Here is a 19,003-nt window from a genome sequence, read left to right as displayed (position 1 = left end):
GCATCCAACGGCGGCGCTTGCTCACCGTTAAAGCGCGCGGAGGCCGCCTTTCGTTGCGTGAAGCCTTCAGCTCAGCAGGGTGGGCCTGTGCAGCTGTCCGGTTTCGTCCTGCAGGTGCATGCGCACCGGCAGGCCAAGGCCCGTCGCCTGCTCGGCCAGCCGGGCTGCGGCGCGTTCGGCTTCGTGGCGGTTGCGGTAGGCCCCGAACCGGAGCTGGTCACCGATGATGGTCCACCGGTCGCCCACCTGGACGACGCCGTAGTGCACTTCGGCCATGACACGTCCTCCCTTCTGCGCTGTCGGAGTGGTCGTTTCTCGCCGCCCCTGACTTATCCACAGCCTGACGCCGATCCTTGTTGATAGCAAGGCCCTGAAGAGTCGAAGTTTCGACTCCAAAAGGGCAAGCGCGGCTGTGGATGAAACGGCCAAGCTCGCCCGGCGCGGGCGCGGCGATGACAGGCGACGCCCTTGCGGCGATAATGGCCCCATGCTCCGCGCGCGCTCATTCGTCCCGGCCCTGGCGGCCCTGCTGCTGACCGCTCCCTTGGCCATGCCGGCCCACGCCCAGGAGCGCGAGCCCGCCGATCGTCAGCGCCTGCTCGACCTGGCCTGGGCGCTGGGCCAGAGCCACGCCCTGCGCCAGGCCTGCGAAGGCGCGGGCGACCAGTTCTGGCGCGCGCGGATGATGCGCCTGATCGACGTCGAGGCGGCCGACACGACCTTCACCGACAAGCTGCGCGACCGCTTCAACGGCGGCTTCGCGGCCAGCCAGGCCGGCCATCCCGAGGGCTGCAGCCCCGAGAGCCGCCGGGCCGAGCGCCAGGCCGCCCAGCGCGGCCGCGCCCTCGCCTCCAAGCTGTCGCAGACGGTGGTGATCAACGACCCCGCGCAAGCTTCGCCGGATTCCGTGGCGGACGGGCGAGCCGCGCGCTAAATTCTTCCTATGGGCGCGGGCGACTGGCGGCGAGGCCGCCGGGCCGGCCCTCTCGGGAGGCGTTCTTGGCGGCTTATCTGGTTCCCCTGGTCCTGCTCGTGCTGGCGATCCTGCTGGTCGTCAACGTCATCAAGATCGTGCCCCAGGGCCGCGAGTTCACCGTCGAGCGCTTCGGGCGCTACACCCGCACGCTCAAGCCCGGCATCAGCATCCTGACCCCCTTCGTCGAGACCATCGGCCGGCGGGTGAACATGATGGAGCAGGTGCTCGACGTCCCCAAGCAGGAGGTCATCACCAAGGACAACGTGTCGGTGACCGTCGACGCCATCGTCTTCATCCAGGTGATGGACGCCTCGGCCGCGGCCTATCGCGTCGACAACCTGATCTACGCCATCACCCAGCTGGCCCAGACCAACCTGCGCACCGTGGTCGGCTCGATGGAGCTGGACGAGGTGCTCTCCCAGCGCGACCACATCAACTCGCGCCTGCTGGCGACGATCGACGACGCCACCGGCCCGTGGGGCGTCAAGGTCGCCCGCATCGAGATCAAGGACCTGACCCCGCCGGCCGACATCACCAACGCCATGGCCCGGCAGATGAAGGCCGAGCGCGAGCGCCGCGCCGTCATCACCGAGGCCGAGGGCGAGAAGCAGGCCCAGATCGCCCGCGCCGAGGGCGCCAAGCAGTCGGCCATCCTGCAGGCCGAGGGCCGCCGCGAGGCCGCCTATCGCGACGCCGAGGCCCGCGAGCGGGAAGCCGAGGCCGAGGCCAAGGCCACCGCCTTCGTGTCGGAGGCCATCGCCCGCGGCGACGTCAACGCCATCAACTACTTCGTGGCCCAGAAATACGTCGAGGCGTTCGGGGATCTCGCCCGCTCGCCCAACGCCAAGACCGTGATCGTGCCGGCCGACTTCGCCGGCATCACCGGCACGGTGGCCGGGGTCGGCGAACTGATCCGCTCGCTGGGCGGACCGGACGCCACCCCGCCCGTGCGCACCGCGGCCGTGCCGACCAGCGCGCCGCGCAAGGGAGGCTGAGGCCATGACCGGCCTGATCGACTTCTACGTCGCCCACCCCTTCTGGCTGTGGCTGTCGGCCGCGGCCGTGTTCCTGGCGATCGAGGTGGGCACCGGAACCGGCTGGCTCCTGTGGCCCGCCGCTTCGGCGGCGGCGGTGGGGGTCGTGGCCCTGCTGCTGCCGACGGGCCTGCCGGTGGAGATCGCCCTCTTCGCCGTGCTGACCATCGCCAGCACCTATTTCGCCCGCCGCTTCCTGCGGCCGGCCCTGGCCGGGCCAGATCCCGACCTCAACGACCCCACCCTGCGCCTGCTCGGTCGCCCGGCCGAGGTGGTCGCCGCCTTCGAGAACGGCCGCGGCCGGGTCTTCGTCGACGGCAAGGAGTGGGCCGCCCAGACCGAGGGTGAAACCGAAGGCCAGGCGCCCCCGGAAACCGGGACGCGGGTCTCGGTGATCGGGGTGCACGGCGCGGTGCTCACGGTCCGCTGACGGTTCGTCCGCGGGCCGGCGGCGCCTTTCGCCGTTTCGCGCGTTACGAGGGCTGCGTGTGCTGAAGCTTCTTCGCGAAGCGGGGGCGTCGCATGGCCGCAAAGTCGCCTAGCCGACGACCAGGGCGGCCAGGCTGTGCTTTATCTCGTCCGCGCTTACAGGAACGGCCATGCTCGACGTCTTCTATCCGGAACCGTCACGACCCGCCCGCAGGCGCGCGATCGCGCCGCCGGACGACTTCGCCGACATCGAGTTCCTGCACGGCATCAGCCTGGAGCTGATCGGCGAGCAGGACCGCGTGGAGCTGTACGGCAAGATCGTCGACGCGGCGGTCTCGATCACCCGCTCGCAGTTCGGCACGATGCAGCTTCTGTGCCCGCAGGGCGACCCGTCGGGCCACGGCGGGGAGCTGCAGCTTCTCAGCCATCGCGGCCTGCCGCCCGAAGCCGTCGCCTTCTGGCGGTGGGTCAGCCCGGCCGCCCACAGCAGCTGCACGCTGGCGCTGCGCTCGGGCCGCCGCGCGATCATCCCCGACTACGAGGCCTGGGACGAGATCGCCGGCGCCGAGGACCTGCAGGCCTTCCGGCGCACTGGCATCCGCGCGGCCCAGACCACGCCCCTGCGCGCCCGCGACGGCAGCCTTCTGGGCATGATCTCGACCCACTGGAGCAAGGTCCACCGCCCGTCCGAACGCGACCTGCGCCTGCTCGACATCCTGGCGCGGCAGGCGGCCGACCTTCTGGAGCGGACCATCGCCGAGGAGGCGCTGCGCGCGCGCGAGCAGGAACTGGCCCACACCGTCACCGCCCTGCGCGCCGCCGAGGGCGAACTGCGCAGCCTCAACGAGACCCTGGAAACCCACGTCCAGCAGCGCACCAACGCCCTGCTGGCCGCCGAGAGCCAGGTCCGCCAGATGCAGAAGCTGGAAGCGATCGGCCAGCTGACCGGCGGCGTGGCGCACGACTTCAACAACCTGCTGACCGTCATCCGCTCGTCGGCCGAGCTGCTGCGCCGCCCCTCGCTGCCCGAGGAAAAGCGCGGCCGGTACCTCGACGCGATCTCCGACACCGCCGACCGCGCCGCCAAGCTGACCGCGCAGTTGCTGGCCTTCGCCCGCCGCCAGACGCTGCGGCCGACCACCTTCCACGTCGGCGACAGGATCGCCAGCACCGCCGACATGCTGGGCGCGGTCGTCGGCGGTCGTATCCGCCTGGTCGTCGAGCACTGCCCCTCGGCCTGCTTCGTCGAGGCCGACGCCAGCCAGTTCGAGACCGCCCTGGTCAACATGGCGGTGAACGCGCGCGACGCCATGAACGGCGAAGGCGACCTGGTCATTCGCGCCTTCGAGGTCGCGTCGCTGCCTGCGATGCGGGGGCACGGCGGCCACGAGGGCCCGTTCGTCGCCGTCTCGATCACCGACACCGGCACGGGCATGTCGCCCCGGGTGCTGGAGCAGATCTTCGAGCCGTTCTTCACCACCAAGGACGTCGGCAAGGGCACCGGCCTTGGCCTGTCGCAGGTCTTCGGGTTCGCCAAGCAGTCGGGCGGCGACGTGGACGTCGAGAGCCGCGAGGGCGAGGGTTCGACCTTCACCCTCTACCTGCCGCGGGTGGACGCCCCGGCCAAGGCCGACGCGGGCGAGGCGGTGGAGCCGTCCGGCGACGAGCGCGGCGCGATCCTGATCGTCGAGGACAACGCCGAGGTCGGCGACTTCGCGCGCCAGCTGCTGGAGGACCTGGGCTACGAGACCTGCCTGGTCGCCAACGGCCAGCGCGCCGTCGCCGTGCTGGAAGAGCGGGCCGAGGCCTTCGACTACGTCTTCACCGACGTGGTCATGCCCGGCATCAGCGGCCTGGAGCTGGCCCGGCGGATCAACGCCCGCTGGCCCGACATGCCGGTCGTGCTGACCAGCGGATACAGCCAGGTGCTGGCCGACGACGTCCACCACGGCTTTCCGGTGCTGCAGAAGCCCTATTCGATCGGCGAGCTTGGACGCATGCTCCGCTCGGCCCGCCGCGCCCGCTGACGACTGCTGACAGATCCGGGCGCGGCGACAGGCTAGGCCCACCACCTTGACCGGGGCGGACCGGGGACGCGCGCCCCGCCCTGGTCGCCGTTGCAGCGTCGCGTCGCCGGGACCCGAATGAGAAGATCGCTTTGCGCGCTGGTCGGCGCGGCTCTGTTGGGGACCAGCGCCGGCGCGGCCTCGGCCCAGGACCTCTACATCGGCACGCTGGAGGTCAGGAAGGACGAGGTGATCCTGGTCCGCTGCGACCTGGCCGCCAACCGCTACCTCCTGCGGGATCGCCAGGGCGAGCCGGAACAGCCGGTCGCCAAGCTGCGCGAGAAGCTCAAGACGCTGAAGGCGCCGGTCTATGTCGAGGTGATCGGCCAGTATGTCGAGATCCAGGGCCACGAAGGCAACGCCCTCGACGTGATCGGGCTGGAGAACGTGAGCGCCGGAAAGTCTTGCCACCTGGTCGACGCTCTGGGATCGAAATAGGCGCGCCGGGCGCCACTGGCGCCTGCCGCCCCGCGCCCCCATCTGGGCGCGGACCGCACGCACGAGAGGGAACGAACGGGTGGAACCCATCATCACGGTGTCGGGTCTGACCAAGACCTACGCCTCGGGCCACCAGGCCCTCAAGCAGGTCGACCTGACCATCAATCGCGGCGAGATCTTCGCCCTGCTCGGCCCCAACGGCGCGGGCAAGACCACGCTGATCAGCATCATCTGCGGCATCGTGCGGCCCTCGACCGGCACGATCCTGGCCGACGGCCACGACATCGCCCGCGAGTACCGCCCGGCCCGCACCAAGATCGGCCTGGTGCCGCAGGAGTTGACCACCGACGCCTTCGAGACGGTGATCGCCACCGTCACCTTCAGCCGCGGCCTGTTCGGCAAGCCCCCGAACCCGGCGCTGATCGAAAAGATCCTTCGCGACCTGTCGCTGTGGGACAAGAAGGACGCCAAGATCATGACCCTGTCGGGGGGCATGAAGCGGCGGGTGATGATCGCCAAGGCCCTGTCGCACGAGCCGTCGATCCTGTTCCTCGACGAGCCCACCGCCGGCGTCGACGTCGAGCTGCGCCGCGATATGTGGGAGATGGTCCGCAAGCTGCGCGAGACCGGCGTGACCATCATCCTGACCACCCACTACATCGAGGAGGCCGAAGAGATGGCCGATCGGGTGGGGGTGATCCGCAAGGGCGAGATCATCCTGGTCGAGGACAAGGCCGCCCTGATGCAGAAGCTGGGCAAGAAGCAGCTGACCCTGCACCTGCAGGCGCCGCTGGAGGCCGTGCCGCCGGGCCTGTCGGACTACGCCCTGGAGCTGGCCGCCGACGGCCACGAGCTGGTCTACAGCTTCGACGCCCAGGCGCCCGAGACCGGCATCGCCCAGCTGCTGCGCCGCCTGTCGGCCGAGGGCGTCGACTTCACCGACCTGAACACCCGCCAGAGCTCCCTCGAGGAGATCTTCGTCAGCCTGGTGAAGGACCGGCCATGAACCTGCACGCCATCGCCGCCATCTATCGCTTCGAGATGGCGCGGACCTTCCGCACCCTGCTGCAGAGCATCGCCGCCCCGGTGCTGTCGACCTCGCTCTACTTCGTGGTGTTCGGCGCGGCCATCGGCTCGCGCATGACCGCCGTCGACGGCGTGCCCTACGGCGCCTTCATCGTGCCGGGCCTGATCATGCTGTCGATCCTGACCGAGAGCCTGTCGAACGCTTCGTTCGGCATCTACATGCCCAAGTGGTCGGGCACGATCTACGAGGTGCTGTCGGCCCCGGTCTCGCCGTTCGAGATCGTGCTGGGCTATGTCGGCGCCGCGGCGTCCAAGTCCCTGATGCTGGGCGCGATCATCCTGGCTACGGCCCGCCTGTTCGTACCCTTCGAGATCGCCCACCCGCTGTTCATGATCGCCTTCCTGGTGCTGACGGCCGTGACCTTCAGCCTGTTCGGCTTCATCATCGGTATCTGGGCCGACAGCTTCGAGAAGCTGCAGATCATTCCCCTGCTGGTGATCACGCCCCTGACCTTCCTGGGCGGCAGCTTCTATTCGATCGACATGCTGCCGGGCGCCTGGCGGACCGTGTCGCTGTTCAACCCCGTGGTCTACCTGGTCAGCGGCTTCCGCTGGAGCTTCTTCGGCACGTCCGACGTCGGGGTGGGCGTGAGTCTGGCGGCCACCTGCGGCGTGCTGGTGCTGTGCCTGGCGATCATCGGCTGGATCTTCAAGACCGGCTACCGCCTGAAGAACTGACGCCCTAGCCGAACAGCGCGGCGATGATGTCGCGATAGGCCCGCTCCATCGCCGCCGGACTGGCGGTGGAGCCGCGCGCGCCGCGCATCTGCAGGCCGTCGAGGATCAGGCCCAGGAAGGCGATGCGGGCGACCATGTCGTCGTCGGTCCAGTCCGGCTTGCGGAACGGCGCCAGGGCCTCGACGCCGCGCTCCAGCTGGACCGTCTCGACGTGGTGCACCACGTCGGCGACCACGGGGTTGCGCTCGGCCTCGGCCAGGATCTCCAGGTCCAGGGCCGCCACCTTGGTCTCGCGCGCCTGGCGCAGGGCGGCGGACGCGTCGCGCAGCAGGGTCTCCAGCACCGGCTCGCCCTGTGCGTGGTTCTCGAACGGGTCCAGCACCTTGCGGGCCCTAGCCTGCGCCACCGCGCCGATGATCGCGTCCTTGTTCTCGAAGTGGCGATAGACCTGTCCGACGCTCAAGCCCGCGCCGCGGGCGATCTGGTCCATGGTGGCGGAATGGAAGCCCGACTTCTGGGCGCACTCGGTGGCGGCGATCAGGATGTCTCGCCGCTGCGTGGAAGCCTTCCGCTCTCGCTCCACTCGCTCACTCCCTACGCCGTTCCGCACGCACGCGCCGGCGCGGCCGGAGCGCGGGGCGATCCTACAAGCGTTTGGCGGGTGGTGAAATGCGTTGCGCCGGCCAGATCAGGCGCGGGCGGCGCGCTCGATCCTGATCAGGTCCAGCACGCCGACGATCTGGCGGGCCCGCCAGTTGCTGACCAGGTACGACAGGGGGCCCAGCGCCAGGGTCAGGGCCAGGCCCAGGCAGTTGACCGTGTTGGCGCGCACGAAGGCGCCCAGGTTGTCGCCCATGATTTCGGCCACCAGAGCCGTGATCGAGACCGGCACCGTCAGGTAGGTGATGACCACCGCCCGCAGCATCTGTTCCTGACGACGAGCGTTCAGCCCGGCCAGGGCGGCGACGGCGTCGAAGGTCTTGTCGTCGATCCCTTCCAGCAGCGCGAAGGCGCGCCTGGTCGAGCCGTTGCGGCGAAAGCCGCTGAGGAAGTCGACGCCCAGATAGCCGTAGGCGCCGGGCGAATAGAACCACGACGGCACGAAGCTCCAGGCCGGGAACTCGTTCTTCAGCCTGCGCCACAAGCCCCAGCACGCCAGCTCCTGCTCGGCGGCCGTCTCGACCGGTTCCTTGCCCCCCATACGCGCCCCATCAACCCAGACTAGAGATTCGGATCGACCCTAGCCGCGGCCGAGCGGTCTTGCCTACCCCACGAACCCCGCCGCGCGGCGCAGGCGGTCGTTGATGGCCTCTCCCAGGCCCTCGTCCGGGATCGGCGCCACGGCGATGGCCGTCGGCGCCGTGCGGTCGGCGGCGCGCAGGTAGGAGAACAGATTGGCCGCGGCCTGCGCCAGGTCGCCCGTCGGGCTGAGGTTGAACACCCCCTCCCCCTGCGGCCACGGGCCGAAGGCGAGATAGGCCTCGCCGGTGCCCGGGGCCTCGGCGTTGATCCGCACCGGGGCGTCGGGGGCGTAGTGCAGGGCCAGACGCCCCGGCGAGCGCTTGGCGTCGTCATCGGCTTCAGCCAGCGGGCCGACCACCGCTTCCAGCTGGGCGCGGGTGACGGCGCCGGGCCGCAGCAGGCGCACGGGACCGTCGAGCACGGCCACGACGGTGGATTCCAGGCCGACCTGGCACGGCCCGCCGTCCAGCACGGCGGCGCACTTGTCGCCGGTCTCGGCCTGGGCGTCTTCGAAGGTGGTGGGGCTGGGACGGCCCGAGCGGTTGGCCGACGGGGCCACCACCGGTCCGCCGAACGCGGCCAGCACGGCGCGGGCCAACGGATGACCGGGCACGCGGATGGCCACGGTCTCCAGCCCGGCGCGGGCCAGATCGCAGACGGCCGAAGCGTCGGCGATCGGCGCGACGATGGTCAGGGGGCCGGGCCAGAAGGCCTCGGCCAGGGCCCGCGCCCGCTCGTCGAAGGCGGCGATGCGGGCGGCGGTGGCCAGATCGGCGACGTGGGCGATCAGCGGGTTGAAGCGCGGACGGCCCTTGGCCTCGAAGATCGCCGCCACGGCCGCGGGGTCGGAAGCGTCCGCCCCGAGGCCGTAGACGGTTTCGGTGGGCAGCAGGACGAGCCCGCCCGAGGCGAGCGCGTCCGCTGCGCGGGCTACTTCTTCTTGGCGGTCAGGGCGAAGCTCACCTTGATCTTGCCCGGTATCTGATCCGTCGACGCCCATTCGCCCTGTCCAACCCCGAACACCGTCCGGTCGACGGTGGTTACACCGCGCGCCGTGGCCGTGTCGCCGTCGATCTTCAGGCTGAAGGGCAGGCTGAGCGGCTTTTTCACGCCGCGCAGGTCCAGCGTGCCGTCGGCGACGAAGCGGCCCTCGGCGGTCTTGCGGAACTTGCTCGCGGTGAAGGTCGCCTTGGGATTGGCCGAGGTGTTGAAGAAGTCGGGCCCCTGCAGACTCTCGTCGCGCTGGCCGTCGCCCGTGCCGGCCGAGGCCAGGTCGATGCTGACGGTCAGCTTCGAGTGGTCCAGCGCCTCGGGCGAGAACAGGATGTCGGCGGTCCAGCGGCTGAACCGGCCCTGGATGGGCGTGTCGGCCCAGGCCAGGTTGAAGTCGAGATGCGAGCCCTTCTGCACGGCCCAGGCGACGGGGTCCTTGAGCGCGGTGTCGGCAGGCGGGGCGGCCTCTTCGGCCTTGGCCGGCTCGGCGGTCGCGGGCGCGGCCGGCGTGACGGCGGCCGGAGCGGCGGGCGCCTCGTCGGGCAGGGCCAGCTCGTCGGCGGCGCTCTGCTCGGGCGCGGGCTGGGGCGCCTTGGCCTTGGCGGGCGTGTAGAGATAGCCGGCGGCGACCACGGCGGCGAAGCCGGCGGCGGCCAGCCACAGGCGCGGCTCCTTGAGGCCCGGCTTGGCGCCGGCCGCCATGTGGCCGAACACCTCGTCGCGATCGAGGATCTGGTGCTTGGCCACCGCGCCCAGGTGCAGGGCCAGGAGCACGTAGGTGAACTTCACCAGCACGCTGTGGCCGATGTGGCCGAAGTCGTTCCAGGCGTCCTTGGCCCCGGCGGCGAGCTCGGGCAGGCCCGGCAGGTGCGGCCAGGGGATGGCGCCGTAGAGGACGGTCGGGATGTTGATGCGGCTGGTCGAGGCGATGATCCAGCCGGTCAGGGGCAGGCCGATCATGATCACGTAGAAGCCGACGTGCACGGCGCTGGCGGCCAGCTTCTCCCAGGTCGGCTGGCCGGCCGGGGCCGGCGGCGACTTGTGGGTCAGCTTCCACAGCAGGCGCGCGACGCTGAGCACCAGGATGGTGATGCCGATCGACTTGTGCAGCTGGAAGAGCGCGAAGGTCTCGGCTCCCTTGGGGCCGTCGTCGGCCCGCCAGCCCAGGATCACCTGGAAGATCAGAGCGGCGGCGATCAGCCAGTGCAGGATGATCGCCACCGTCGAATAACGGGAAGGACCCGCCGCCGAGGCGGGTTTTGAAAGCGTCTCGGCGGTCATTGGGCCGTCCCTAACTCGGTACTTCGCTTACTTCTTCGGATTGAATTCGGCTTCGATCGCCAGGTCGACGTCGTCCGAGACCATCGGCACCAGGTGGGTGAAGCCGAACTCCGAGCGCTTGATCTTGCCGGTGGCCGAGAAGCCCATGATCTGCGAGCCGAACGGGGTCTTGGCGAAGCCGTTGTAGGTGACGTCGAGGGTCACCGGCTTGGTCACGCCGCGGAAGGTCAGGTCGCCGGTCAGCTTGCCCTTGCCCGCCGAGGTCTGCTCGATCTTGGTCGAGACGAAGGTGATGGTCGGGTACTTGGCCGAGTCGAAGAACTTCGGATCGTCCGAGATTTCCTTGTTGAAGTTCGGCAGGCCGGTGTCGACCGACTTCGGATCGACGGTGATCGACACCTTGGAGTCGAGCGGCTTGGCCGGGTCGAAGCTGTACGAGCCGTCCAGGCCCGACAGGCGGAAGGTGTAGTTCGAGGTGCCGAAGTGCTTCACGCGCAGGGTCAGGCTGGCGTGGCGCTTGTCCAGAGCCCAGGTCCCGGCCGGAGCGGCGGCGGGATCCGTCGCCGGTTGCGCCAGGGCGGCGACCGGGGCCGCGAGCGGAGCGGCGAGAAGGGCGCCGGCCAGAATGGCGTAGGCGAAGGGGCGAGCCATGGTCTCAGATCTCCAAACTGACAAAACTGTCATAGTGACGGTTGCTGATTACCCCGACTTAGGAACTTCACCGTCGAGTTGAAGGGGCGTCTCCTCACGAAGCCGTGATCGACAGGCGGTCCTTGGCGCGGTAGGTCGTGCGATCTAAACAGGGATCACATACCCCAACCCGACGCTTGAACAGATCGGCCCCCACATGACTTTCCGCGCCCCCGTCCGCGACCTCGCCTTCGCCCTGCGCCATGTGGCCGACTTCGGCCGCCTGGCCGACGCCTATCCCGAGGCCGACGCCGACACGGTCGACGCGGTGCTGGAAGCCGCCGGCGTGTTCGCCTCGGAAGTGCTGGCCCCGATCAACCGGGCGGGCGACCTTACGGGCGCCAAGCTGGAAAACGGCGTGGTGCGCAGCGCGCCCGGCTTCGCCGACGCCTACAAGGCCTTCGCCGAGGCCGGCTGGACCTCGCTGGCCGCCTCGCCCGACCATGGCGGCCAGGGCCTTCCCAAAGCGCTCGAGATCGCCACCCTGGAGATGGTGCAGGCCGCCAACATGGCCTTCGGCCTGTGCCCGATGCTGAGCCTGGGCGCCATCGAGGCCCTGGCCCTGCACGGCACGGATCGCCACAAGAGCGTGTTCCTGCCCAAGCTGGTCTCGGGCGAATGGACCGGCACCATGAACCTGACCGAGCCGCAGGCCGGCTCGGACCTGGCGGCCCTGACCACCATGGCCACCCCCGACGGCCAGGGCGGCTACACCCTGTCGGGCCAGAAGATCTTCATCACCTGGGGCGACCACGACGCGACCGACAACATCGTCCACCTGGTGCTGGCCCGCACCCCCGACGCCCCTCCCGGCGTGAAGGGGATCTCGCTGTTCCTGGCCTCCAAGGTGCTGGTAGACGACAACGGCAAGATGGGCGCGGGCAACGACGTGCGCGTCGGCGGGCTGGAGCACAAGCTGGGCATCCACGGCTCGCCCACCTGCGTGATGCTGTTCGAAGGCGCCAAGGCCGAGCTGGTCGGCAAGCTGCACCAGGGCGTGGCGCACATGTTCACGATGATGAACGCCGCCCGCCTGCAGGTGGGCGCCCAGGGCACCGCCATCGCCGAACGCGCCTACCAGCAGGCCCTGAACTTCAGCCTGGAGCGCGTGCAGGGCCGCTCGGCCTGGACCGGCGCCTATCCCTCGCGCCTGTTCGACCACCCGGACGTGCGCCGCACGCTGCTGCTGATGAAGGCCAAGATCGAGGCCGCCCGCGGCATCTGCCTGTCGACCGCCGTCGCCGCCGACCTGGCCCACGCGGCCGCCGACGAAGAGACCCGCGCGGCCGCCAAGCTGCGCGAGGAGCTGCTGACCCCCATCGCCAAGGCCTGGTCGACCGACGTCGGCGTCGAGGTCGCCTCGCTGGGCGTGCAGATCCACGGCGGCATGGGTTTCATCGAGGAAACAGGCGCGGCCCAGCACTATCGCGACGCCCGCATCACCCCGATCTACGAAGGCACCAACGGCATCCAGGCCATCGACCTGATCGGCCGCAAGCTGGGTCTGGCCGACGGCCAGGCCGTGGCCGACCTGATGGACGACATCCGCGACACCATCGAGGCCCTGAAGGCCGCCGACGCCTCGCTGACCCCGGTCGCCGGCCGCCTGGAAGCGGCGCTGAACGCCGCGGCCTCGGCCACCGCCTGGCTGGTCGAGCGCCGCGCCCGCGCCATGCCCGACGCCCTGTCGGGCGCCACGGCCTATCTGAAGCTGCTGGGCGACACCGTCGGCGGCTGGATGCTGGCCAAGGGCGCCCTGGCCCCGGAAGCCGAGGCCCTGCGCGGCCAGCTGCTGCGGGTCTATGCCGAAAGCGTCCTGGCCCAGGTCCCGGGCCAGCTGGCCGCCGTCACCCTCGGCGACGCCGACCTCGTGACGGTGACGCCGGAGGCGCTGGGGGTTCACTGACCCCCGCCCCTTCACCGCCCAGCGTCCAAACAGAAAACCCCGGGAGTCGCCTCCCGGGGTTTTCCTTTGCCTGGATCAGAACTTCCAGTTCAGCCCGACCAGGGCCGCCTGGCGCCCGCCGTCGCCGAACTCGCCGGCGTAGGAGGTCGAGACCGTCAGTCGCTCGGTGAGGTCGTAGCCGACCCCGGCTCCCAGCGTGCCCAGCGTGCGTTCGCGGCGCACGCCGGTGGCCAGGATCACGGCGTCCAGGCCCGTCAGGCGGGCCGAGGCGGCCGCATCGTCGCCGCCGACACGGCTGCGGAAGCCCAGCGAGGCGTACGGATGGACGCGGGCGCCGGCCGCCTGGCCGCCGCGAAGCTCCACCTGGCCGTCGACGAACCAGGTGGTCGTCGTCTCGCTGGCGAGGGTCAGCCCCAGGCCGCCGCCGCCGCGCTCGACCAGGTCGCCGCGCTTGGTCGCCACATAGCTGGCCCCCAGGCTCGGACGAACGGCCCAGTCGTCGCCGACCGCCACCGGATAGCTGAGGTTCACGTCGGCGAACCAGCTCTTGAGCTTGTAGTCGCCGCTGGCCTGGCCGCCGGGCGCCGCGCGACGGGTGTCGGCGTCGGCGCGGTCGTGCGCCACGCTCGCGCCCAGGGTCAGGCCCCGGTACTCGGCCGAACCCATGACCCCGACCACGAAGCTGTCGAGGTCGGTGCGGGCGTCCAGGACGCCGATGCGCTGGCGGCCGTTCAGATAGCCGACGAAGGCGCCGGCCCAGGCCGACTTCACGCCGTAGCCTACGCCGCTGATCACGCCCGCGCCGTCGATCTTGGCGCCGGCCACGCCCGCGCCTGCGTCGCCGTCGAGATCGCGGCGACCGGCGATCGCCTGGCCGAAGCCGAACAGGCCGGCCGTCTGCGGCGCGAAGCGCGACTGCTCGCGCGCCGCGTCGATGACCGAAAGGCCGTCCTCGGTCGCCAGCTGGGCGGCCGAGGCGTAGGCCTGCGGCGTCAGGCGGGCCAGGGCCGCGCCGTTGCTGACTCCGGTGGTCGGGTCGACCAGCGCCGGCAGGGCCGACACCAGGCCGGCGCTGGCCTTGTCGGCGATCAGGGCGGTGTTGAGGGTCGTCACCAGGCTCGAGACTTCCTGCGAGAAGCCCGGGCTGGTGGTGAACAGGCCCAGCGCCTGCAGGCGGGTGGCCGACTGGCTGAAGTGGAGGTTCAGGCCCTCGCCGCCCTGGATGGTCGAGAACGCGCCGCTGATGCCGCCGTCGGCGACGATCAGGTCCAGGCGACGGCCGGGCGTCAGGGCGGTCGCCGCCCCGGTCAGCTTCAGGGTCGCGCCCTGGGCGATGGTCACCCGACCCGAGACCGCCAGCTTGTCGCTGAGGGTCGGCGTCAGTTCGAACAGGCTGGTCGAACCGCCGGCCAGCGTCACGTTGCCGATCACCGTCATCGTGCCCGGCGAGGCGCCCGGGCTCAGCGTGCCGTTGACGACGACGTCGCCGACCACGGTCCCGGCCGAGCCGAAGGTCGCGCCCTGGCCGACGGTGACCGAACCGGCGATGCGCGAGCCGGCCAGGCCGATCAGGCGGCCGCCCGACACCCGGATGGTCTCGAAGCCGTAGTCGCCCGCCAGGCTGACGACGCCCGACTGCAGGCCCAGAGCCTCGAAGCCGGTGAAGGCGCCGCTGCCGAAGGCGATCGGGGCTGCGTCCGTGCCGCCCAGGGCCAGTTCGATCCGGTCGTAGCCGGCGCCGCCGTTGGCCGAGCCGCTGAACGACGCGCCCGAGGTCAGGCGCAGCAGGTCATCGCCCGCGCCCAGGTCCAGGCGGCCCTGGAAGGCGCCGTCGACGGTGACGGTGTTGGCCGCCGCGCCCAGGGTCACGTCGCTGGCCGAGAGACTCGAGCCGGAGGCGATCGACAGGGTCAGGCTGGAGGTGATCAGGCGGTCGAACTTCGCCGCCCCGCCCGTGAAGTTCAGCGCGCCCGTGCCCGTGACTTCCAGGATCTCGAACTGCTGCAGCTGGTCGCCGCGCAGCGACAGGTCGGAAATGAGGTCGATGCTGACGCGGTCGCTGCCCGCGCCGCCCAGCACCGCGCCCGCCAGGGTTCCGCCGGCCGCCAGGTTGAGGACGTCGTCGCCGGCGCCCAGGTCGACCGTGCCGTTCAGGACCCCGCCGGCCAGGATCGACAGGGTCTGGCCGCCGTCGCCGAAGCTCATCACGTCGCCCGCCGCGCCGAGCGAGCCGGCCACCGACAGCGCGCCGCCGTCCAGCCTGATCGTCTCGAAGCCTGAGACCTGGCCCGTGATGGTGACCGGGCTCGTGGCCGTAAAGCGCAGCAGGTCGACGCCCGCGCCGCCCGACTTCAGCCCGCCGATCACGGTCGCGCCGAGGGTCAGGCTGTCGTCGCCGCCGCCGAGGCTGACGGTGGCGATCTCGCCGTCAAACGACACCGCCTCGGCCTTGTCGCCGCCGGTGACCGAGCCCACGGCGTAGCCGCCGCCGACCATGTCCAGCGACGCGCCGTCGAGGCTGATCTGGCTCCAGCTCTGGTCGAGCGCCAGGGTCAGGCGGCCCGAACCCTGCACGCCCAGGCGTTCGAAGTTGGTGCGCGCGCCGATGCCGGTGCGGTCGCCGGCCAGTTCGACGATGTAGGTGTCCTCGCCCGCGCCGCCGTCGACGCCGCGGGTCACCGACGAGCCGGCGCCTTCGGTGAAGACGTCGTCGCCCGCGCCCAGCGCCACCGCGCCGGTGATGGTTCCGCGGTTGACGGCCGTGTCGGTCCCGCCGCCCAGGCTGATGCTGCCTGCGATGCGGCCGGCGTTGTCGACATGCTCGCTGCCGTCGCCGCCGCTGAACACCGTCACATAGCCCGAGGTCGAGACCGAGGTCCCCGCTTCGACGATCGCCGAGCCGCCTTCCAGGCGGATGGTGTCGGCCGAGAAGACCCCGGCATAGACGATGCCGCCGTCGCCGATCTGGGTGAAGCGCTCGAAGTTCAGGAACTGGGCGCCGGTGATGCGGCCGCCGCCGGTGGAGTCGATGGTCAGGGTGTCGAGGCCCCAGCCGCCGTCGACGACGCCGGTCATCGAGCCGCCCACCCATTGGACGAAGGTGTCGTTGCCGTCGCCCAGGTCGACCCGCCCGGTGATCGAGCCGTAGTTCTCCAGGCGGTCGTCGCCGTAGCCCAGGCTGATGTTGCCGACGATCTCGCCGTCGTTGCGGACGGTGTCGGCGAAGTAGCCGGTCTGGATCGCCGTGCCGCCGACCGCCTCGATGAGGCCGGTCTCGGTGTTGGTGATCGTGACCCCGCGCGTGTTGCTGTACTGCACGATGGCCGTGCCGGCGGTGCTGCGGATCGTGCCGCTGTTGACGACGCTGGGGGCGTCGGTCGCGGGCGTGTAGTAGTTGGTGTAGTTCAGCGTCACCGCGGCGCCGGCGGTGCTGATCGTGCCGCTGTTTTCCAGGCTGTTGACGTTGTAGACGCCGTACGACAGGCCGCCGTCGGCCGTCTGGACGATCTGGCCGCTGTTGACGACCTTCAGCGCGCCGTTGACCCCGGCGGCGAAGTCGAGGCTGATCACGCCCGAATTGGTCACCAGGGCGCCGCCCGAGATCCCCGCGGACGGCGGGCTGGTGTAGGGCCGGCCCGAGACCTTGATCGCGCCGCGATTGTCGAAGGTTGACTTGTCGAGCAGCTGGATGCCGACCGACGACCAGCCGTTGGGCGAAGCCCGGAACGACAGGTCGCCCCGGCTGATGATCGAGACCTCGCCCGGATCGGTATAGCCGCCGGCATAGGGCGTGGTGACGACGATGCCCATCTGGTCGACGACGTCGAAGTCGACGTCCATGTCGACCGAGCCCTTGCCCGCCAGGGTCAGGGTCTTGGTGATCGGCGCGTCGGCGGTCAGGGTCAGCGCCGCACCGTTGCTCAGTTCATAGCCGATGCGCTCGAAGGTGGCGGCGGCCTTGAACTTGGCGGTCGCGTCGGCGCCCACCCGCAGGACGAGACGGTCGGAACCCTCGCCCGCGTCGACCTGGCCGGTGATGTTGCTGAAGACGCCATCGACATAGTTGCCCACGTCGGTGACCAGCAGGTCGCTGCCGGCGCCGAACCGCAGCGAGCCGTTCAGCTTGCCGCCTTCATCGACATAGGTGTTGGAGCCGGAGGACCAGCTGTACTGCGGACCAACGTCGCCGTTCAGCGTGCCGGCGTTGTAGATCTGGCCATCGGTCAGGATGATCGAGTTCCTGGTCCCGGTGACCACGCCGCCGGCCTTGTTCTCGAAGCGGGTCGAGGACAGGCTGACGCCCACGCCGTCGGCGGCCGTGGCGACGACGCTGCCGCTGTTGGTGAAGGTCCCGCCGCTCATCGAGGCGCCGACCGTCACGCCGGTGATCGCGCCGCTGTTGGTGGACTTGCTCGACCCGAACAGGTTGAGCCCGACGCCGCGCGTCGAGACGATCGTGCCGCTGTTGGTCAGCGAGCCGTAGTTGATGGACAGGGCGGTCGCGTCGCCGACGACCCAGCCGCTGTTGGTGAACACGCCGGCGCTGTCCCAGCCGTAGAAGCTGGCCTGGGCGCCGCCGCCGGTCAGGCCGGTGATCGCGCCGGTGTTGGTGAAGCTGCGCAGGTTCTGCAGCATCACGGCCGCGTCGGAGGTCGACGACAGGGCCGAAAGGATCTGGCCGCTGTTCTCGAAGGCCAGCTTGGCGGTGGAGTCCGAAGACCAGGCGTAGGAGAAGGCCGGCCCCCAGGCGCTCACTGCCCCGGTGGTCACGAACCGGCCGGCGCCGCCGATGGTCAGGCCGTCGATGGCGTCGCCGCCGAGCGTGGCGGTCACGTTCGGCGCCAGGATCAGCGCCAGGCGCTGGAAGTTGGTCGGCAGCACGATCCGGCCCGCCAGGTCGTCGACATTGGCGTCGGCGGTGATGTTGAACAGCAGGCGGTTGAGGCCGCTCCCGCCGTTGATGCGCCCCGAGACGCCGGCGAGGGTGTTCCGGGTGAAGTCCCACGTGCCCATCAGGGTGTCGTCGGCCGAACCGAAGATGACGTCGCCGTTGATGACGCCGCCCGTGTTGTCGAGGACCGACGCGCTCCAGAAGTTGCCCGAGGTCATGTAGATCGAGCCGTTGATCGTGCCGGCGTTGGTGATCGTACCCCCGTTGGTGATGATCGCATCGCCGCTGGTGGCGGTGATCACGCCTCCCGCCCGGTTGTTCAGCGTGACGTTGTTGGCCGTGCGGATGGCGTTGCCGCCACCGTCGTTCAGGACCAGGCCGCTGTTGTCGATCGTCACCGATCCGAACGGAATGTAGATCGCGCCGAAGTAGTCGCGGCCGCGCATCACGCCGGTGCTGGTGTTGATGACCTGCGAGGGCAGGACGCCCAGGCTGCTGTTGCCGTAGGGATAGAAGGCGTAGGCCGCGCCGTTTCCGCCGTCGATGAGGCCGGCGTTGGTCAGGACGCCGACCGGTGCGTAGATCGCCGCGACGCTGCCCGGCGTGTAGACGGTGACCGCACCGCCGGAGATCACCCCGCCCTCGCGGTTGTTGACCGACAGGAAGCCGCCGTACTGGATGCTCGGGGTGTATAGGCCGTACACCCGGCCGGCCACCACGCCGCTGTTGTCGAGCGTGGCGGCGGCCAGCCGGTAGCCGAAGGCGTTGTACTGCGTGCCGTCGGCCGAGATCGCGGCCCAGCCCTCGATGCGGCCGGCCTGGCCGACCGTGACGTCCAGGCGGGTGCTCGGATAGCTGTAGTTGCCGACCTGCGCCTGCACCGTCACGGCAGCGGAGCGATCGTCGGCGTCACCACGAATGGTCCCGTCCACGCGCAGCGTCGCCGTGGTGGCCGCCGCGCCGGTCGGCGTCGTGACGAACAGGGTGCTGGTGTCGAGCCCGGCGTCGCTCTGGAGCAGCGCCCCAGAGGCGACGACGACCGAGCCGCTGGTCGACACCGTGACCTGGCCGAGCGTCGTGCCCGTGCAGGTGGTCGTCGCCGAGGTGGTGACGGGAAGCGGCGTGCAATCGGCCAGGGCCGTGCCCGCAGCGGCTGCCGCCAGAACCGTCAGGCTGCAGCCCAGGAACCGCCGCCGCAGAGCCGACGACCGCGAAAAACTCAACCCCGACATAACCTGCCCCCAGATACATTTACTGAAGGTCGTGTACCGTTACGGTAGAGCTACGTCGAGT

At 70.4% G+C, this 19,003-nt stretch carries 15 protein-coding genes; 8 read left to right on the top strand and 7 right to left on the bottom strand.

Annotation, left to right across the window (positions count from 1 at the left end; all coding sequences use genetic code 11):
* Nucleotides 1-66 precede the first annotated feature (66 nt).
* Complete coding sequence (locus tag G5B46_RS17515) at nucleotides 67-276, bottom strand: hypothetical protein (protein ID WP_101711549.1); 210 nt, start codon at nucleotides 274-276, stop codon at nucleotides 67-69.
* A 211-nt stretch (nucleotides 277-487) separates the two neighbouring features.
* Between G5B46_RS17515 and G5B46_RS17510 the strand changes: the two genes are divergently transcribed.
* The 7 genes from G5B46_RS17510 to G5B46_RS17480 all read left to right on the top strand — a co-directional run bounded on the left by G5B46_RS17510 (nucleotide 488) and on the right by G5B46_RS17480 (nucleotide 6,707).
* Nucleotides 488-934, top strand: a complete 447-nt coding sequence (locus tag G5B46_RS17510) for a TIGR02301 family protein (RefSeq protein WP_165260806.1) — start codon at nucleotides 488-490, stop codon at nucleotides 932-934.
* Nucleotides 935-1,011: 77 nt separating this feature from the next.
* Nucleotides 1,012-1,971: an SPFH domain-containing protein gene (locus G5B46_RS17505; RefSeq protein ID WP_165260985.1), complete on the top strand. Its 960-nt coding sequence runs from the start codon at nucleotides 1,012-1,014 to the stop codon at nucleotides 1,969-1,971.
* A 4-nt stretch (nucleotides 1,972-1,975) separates the two neighbouring features.
* On the top strand, nucleotides 1,976-2,440 hold the full coding sequence (locus G5B46_RS17500) for an NfeD family protein (RefSeq protein ID WP_165260804.1): 465 nt from the start codon (nucleotides 1,976-1,978) through the stop codon (nucleotides 2,438-2,440).
* 169 nt (nucleotides 2,441-2,609) lie between these two features.
* Nucleotides 2,610-4,466, top strand: coding sequence for an ATP-binding protein (locus G5B46_RS17495; RefSeq protein ID WP_165260802.1), 1,857 nt, complete (start codon nucleotides 2,610-2,612; stop codon nucleotides 4,464-4,466).
* Between the two features lie 117 nt (nucleotides 4,467-4,583).
* Complete coding sequence (locus G5B46_RS17490; RefSeq protein WP_165260800.1) at nucleotides 4,584-4,943, top strand: hypothetical protein; 360 nt, start codon at nucleotides 4,584-4,586, stop codon at nucleotides 4,941-4,943.
* Between the two features lie 79 nt (nucleotides 4,944-5,022).
* The gene (locus G5B46_RS17485) at nucleotides 5,023-5,949 is read left to right on the top strand and encodes an ABC transporter ATP-binding protein (RefSeq protein ID WP_165260798.1); all 927 of its coding nucleotides are present in this window, start codon (nucleotides 5,023-5,025) and stop codon (nucleotides 5,947-5,949) included.
* On the top strand, nucleotides 5,946-6,707 hold the full coding sequence (locus G5B46_RS17480) for an ABC transporter permease (protein WP_165260796.1): 762 nt from the start codon (nucleotides 5,946-5,948) through the stop codon (nucleotides 6,705-6,707). Before G5B46_RS17485 ends, G5B46_RS17480 begins: the two co-directional genes overlap by 4 nt.
* 4 nt (nucleotides 6,708-6,711) lie before the next feature.
* On the opposite strand, the gene G5B46_RS17475 is transcribed toward G5B46_RS17480, so the two are convergent.
* The 5 genes from G5B46_RS17475 to G5B46_RS17455 form a co-directional block, all read right to left on the bottom strand.
* Nucleotides 6,712-7,290: a TetR/AcrR family transcriptional regulator gene (locus G5B46_RS17475; RefSeq protein WP_165260794.1), complete on the bottom strand. Its 579-nt coding sequence runs from the start codon at nucleotides 7,288-7,290 to the stop codon at nucleotides 6,712-6,714.
* Between the two features lie 105 nt (nucleotides 7,291-7,395).
* Nucleotides 7,396-7,908 (bottom strand): hypothetical protein, encoded by a 513-nt coding sequence (locus tag G5B46_RS17470; RefSeq protein WP_165260792.1) that lies wholly within the window; start codon nucleotides 7,906-7,908, stop codon nucleotides 7,396-7,398.
* Nucleotides 7,909-7,971: 63 nt separating this feature from the next.
* The gene (locus G5B46_RS17465; RefSeq protein ID WP_165260790.1) at nucleotides 7,972-8,949 is read right to left on the bottom strand and encodes an L-threonylcarbamoyladenylate synthase; all 978 of its coding nucleotides are present in this window, start codon (nucleotides 8,947-8,949) and stop codon (nucleotides 7,972-7,974) included.
* Entirely contained in the window at nucleotides 8,880-10,223 is a 1,344-nt protein-coding gene (locus G5B46_RS17460) for a YceI family protein (protein WP_165260788.1), read from the bottom strand. The genes G5B46_RS17465 and G5B46_RS17460 overlap by 70 nt, the downstream gene beginning before the upstream one ends.
* A 27-nt stretch (nucleotides 10,224-10,250) precedes the next feature.
* Entirely contained in the window at nucleotides 10,251-10,874 is a 624-nt protein-coding gene (locus tag G5B46_RS17455; protein ID WP_165260786.1) for a YceI family protein, read from the bottom strand.
* 196 nt (nucleotides 10,875-11,070) lie between these two features.
* Here G5B46_RS17455 and G5B46_RS17450 point away from each other — a divergent pair, with 196 nt between their 5' ends.
* On the top strand, nucleotides 11,071-12,819 hold the full coding sequence (locus G5B46_RS17450) for an acyl-CoA dehydrogenase (RefSeq protein ID WP_165260784.1): 1,749 nt from the start codon (nucleotides 11,071-11,073) through the stop codon (nucleotides 12,817-12,819).
* Between the two features lie 75 nt (nucleotides 12,820-12,894).
* Here the strand turns inward: G5B46_RS17450 and G5B46_RS17445 are convergent, their stop codons facing one another.
* Nucleotides 12,895-18,942 (bottom strand): autotransporter outer membrane beta-barrel domain-containing protein, encoded by a 6,048-nt coding sequence (locus G5B46_RS17445; RefSeq protein WP_165260782.1) that lies wholly within the window; start codon nucleotides 18,940-18,942, stop codon nucleotides 12,895-12,897.
* Nucleotides 18,943-19,003 lie beyond the last annotated feature (61 nt).

The sequence above is a fragment of the Caulobacter sp. 602-2 genome (genome assembly GCF_011043625.1).
GTDB lineage: Bacteria > Pseudomonadota > Alphaproteobacteria > Caulobacterales > Caulobacteraceae > Caulobacter.
This window is presented reverse-complemented; position numbering and strand designations above follow the sequence as displayed.

Bases quoted from the DNA above. Each gene is read 5' to 3' on its own strand.
- G5B46_RS17515 (WP_101711549.1), bottom strand. From the start codon at position 276: ATGGCCGAAGTGCACTACGGCGTCGTCCAGGTGGGCGACCGGTGGACC.
- G5B46_RS17510 (WP_165260806.1), top strand. From the start codon at position 488: ATGCTCCGCGCGCGCTCATTCGTCCCGGCCCTGGCGGCCCTGCTGCTG.
- G5B46_RS17500 (WP_165260804.1), top strand. From the start codon at position 1,976: ATGACCGGCCTGATCGACTTCTACGTCGCCCACCCCTTCTGGCTGTGG.
- G5B46_RS17495 (WP_165260802.1), top strand. From the start codon at position 2,610: ATGCTCGACGTCTTCTATCCGGAACCGTCACGACCCGCCCGCAGGCGC.
- G5B46_RS17490 (WP_165260800.1), top strand. From the start codon at position 4,584: ATGAGAAGATCGCTTTGCGCGCTGGTCGGCGCGGCTCTGTTGGGGACC.
- G5B46_RS17480 (WP_165260796.1), top strand. From the start codon at position 5,946: ATGAACCTGCACGCCATCGCCGCCATCTATCGCTTCGAGATGGCGCGG.
- G5B46_RS17470 (WP_165260792.1), bottom strand. From the start codon at position 7,908: ATGGGGGGCAAGGAACCGGTCGAGACGGCCGCCGAGCAGGAGCTGGCG.
- G5B46_RS17465 (WP_165260790.1), bottom strand. From the start codon at position 8,949: ATGGGCGTCGACGGATCAGATACCGGGCAAGATCAAGGTGAGCTTCGC.
- G5B46_RS17460 (WP_165260788.1), bottom strand. From the start codon at position 10,223: ATGACCGCCGAGACGCTTTCAAAACCCGCCTCGGCGGCGGGTCCTTCC.
- G5B46_RS17455 (WP_165260786.1), bottom strand. From the start codon at position 10,874: ATGGCTCGCCCCTTCGCCTACGCCATTCTGGCCGGCGCCCTTCTCGCC.
- G5B46_RS17450 (WP_165260784.1), top strand. From the start codon at position 11,071: ATGACTTTCCGCGCCCCCGTCCGCGACCTCGCCTTCGCCCTGCGCCAT.
- G5B46_RS17445 (WP_165260782.1), bottom strand. From the start codon at position 18,942: ATGTCGGGGTTGAGTTTTTCGCGGTCGTCGGCTCTGCGGCGGCGGTTC.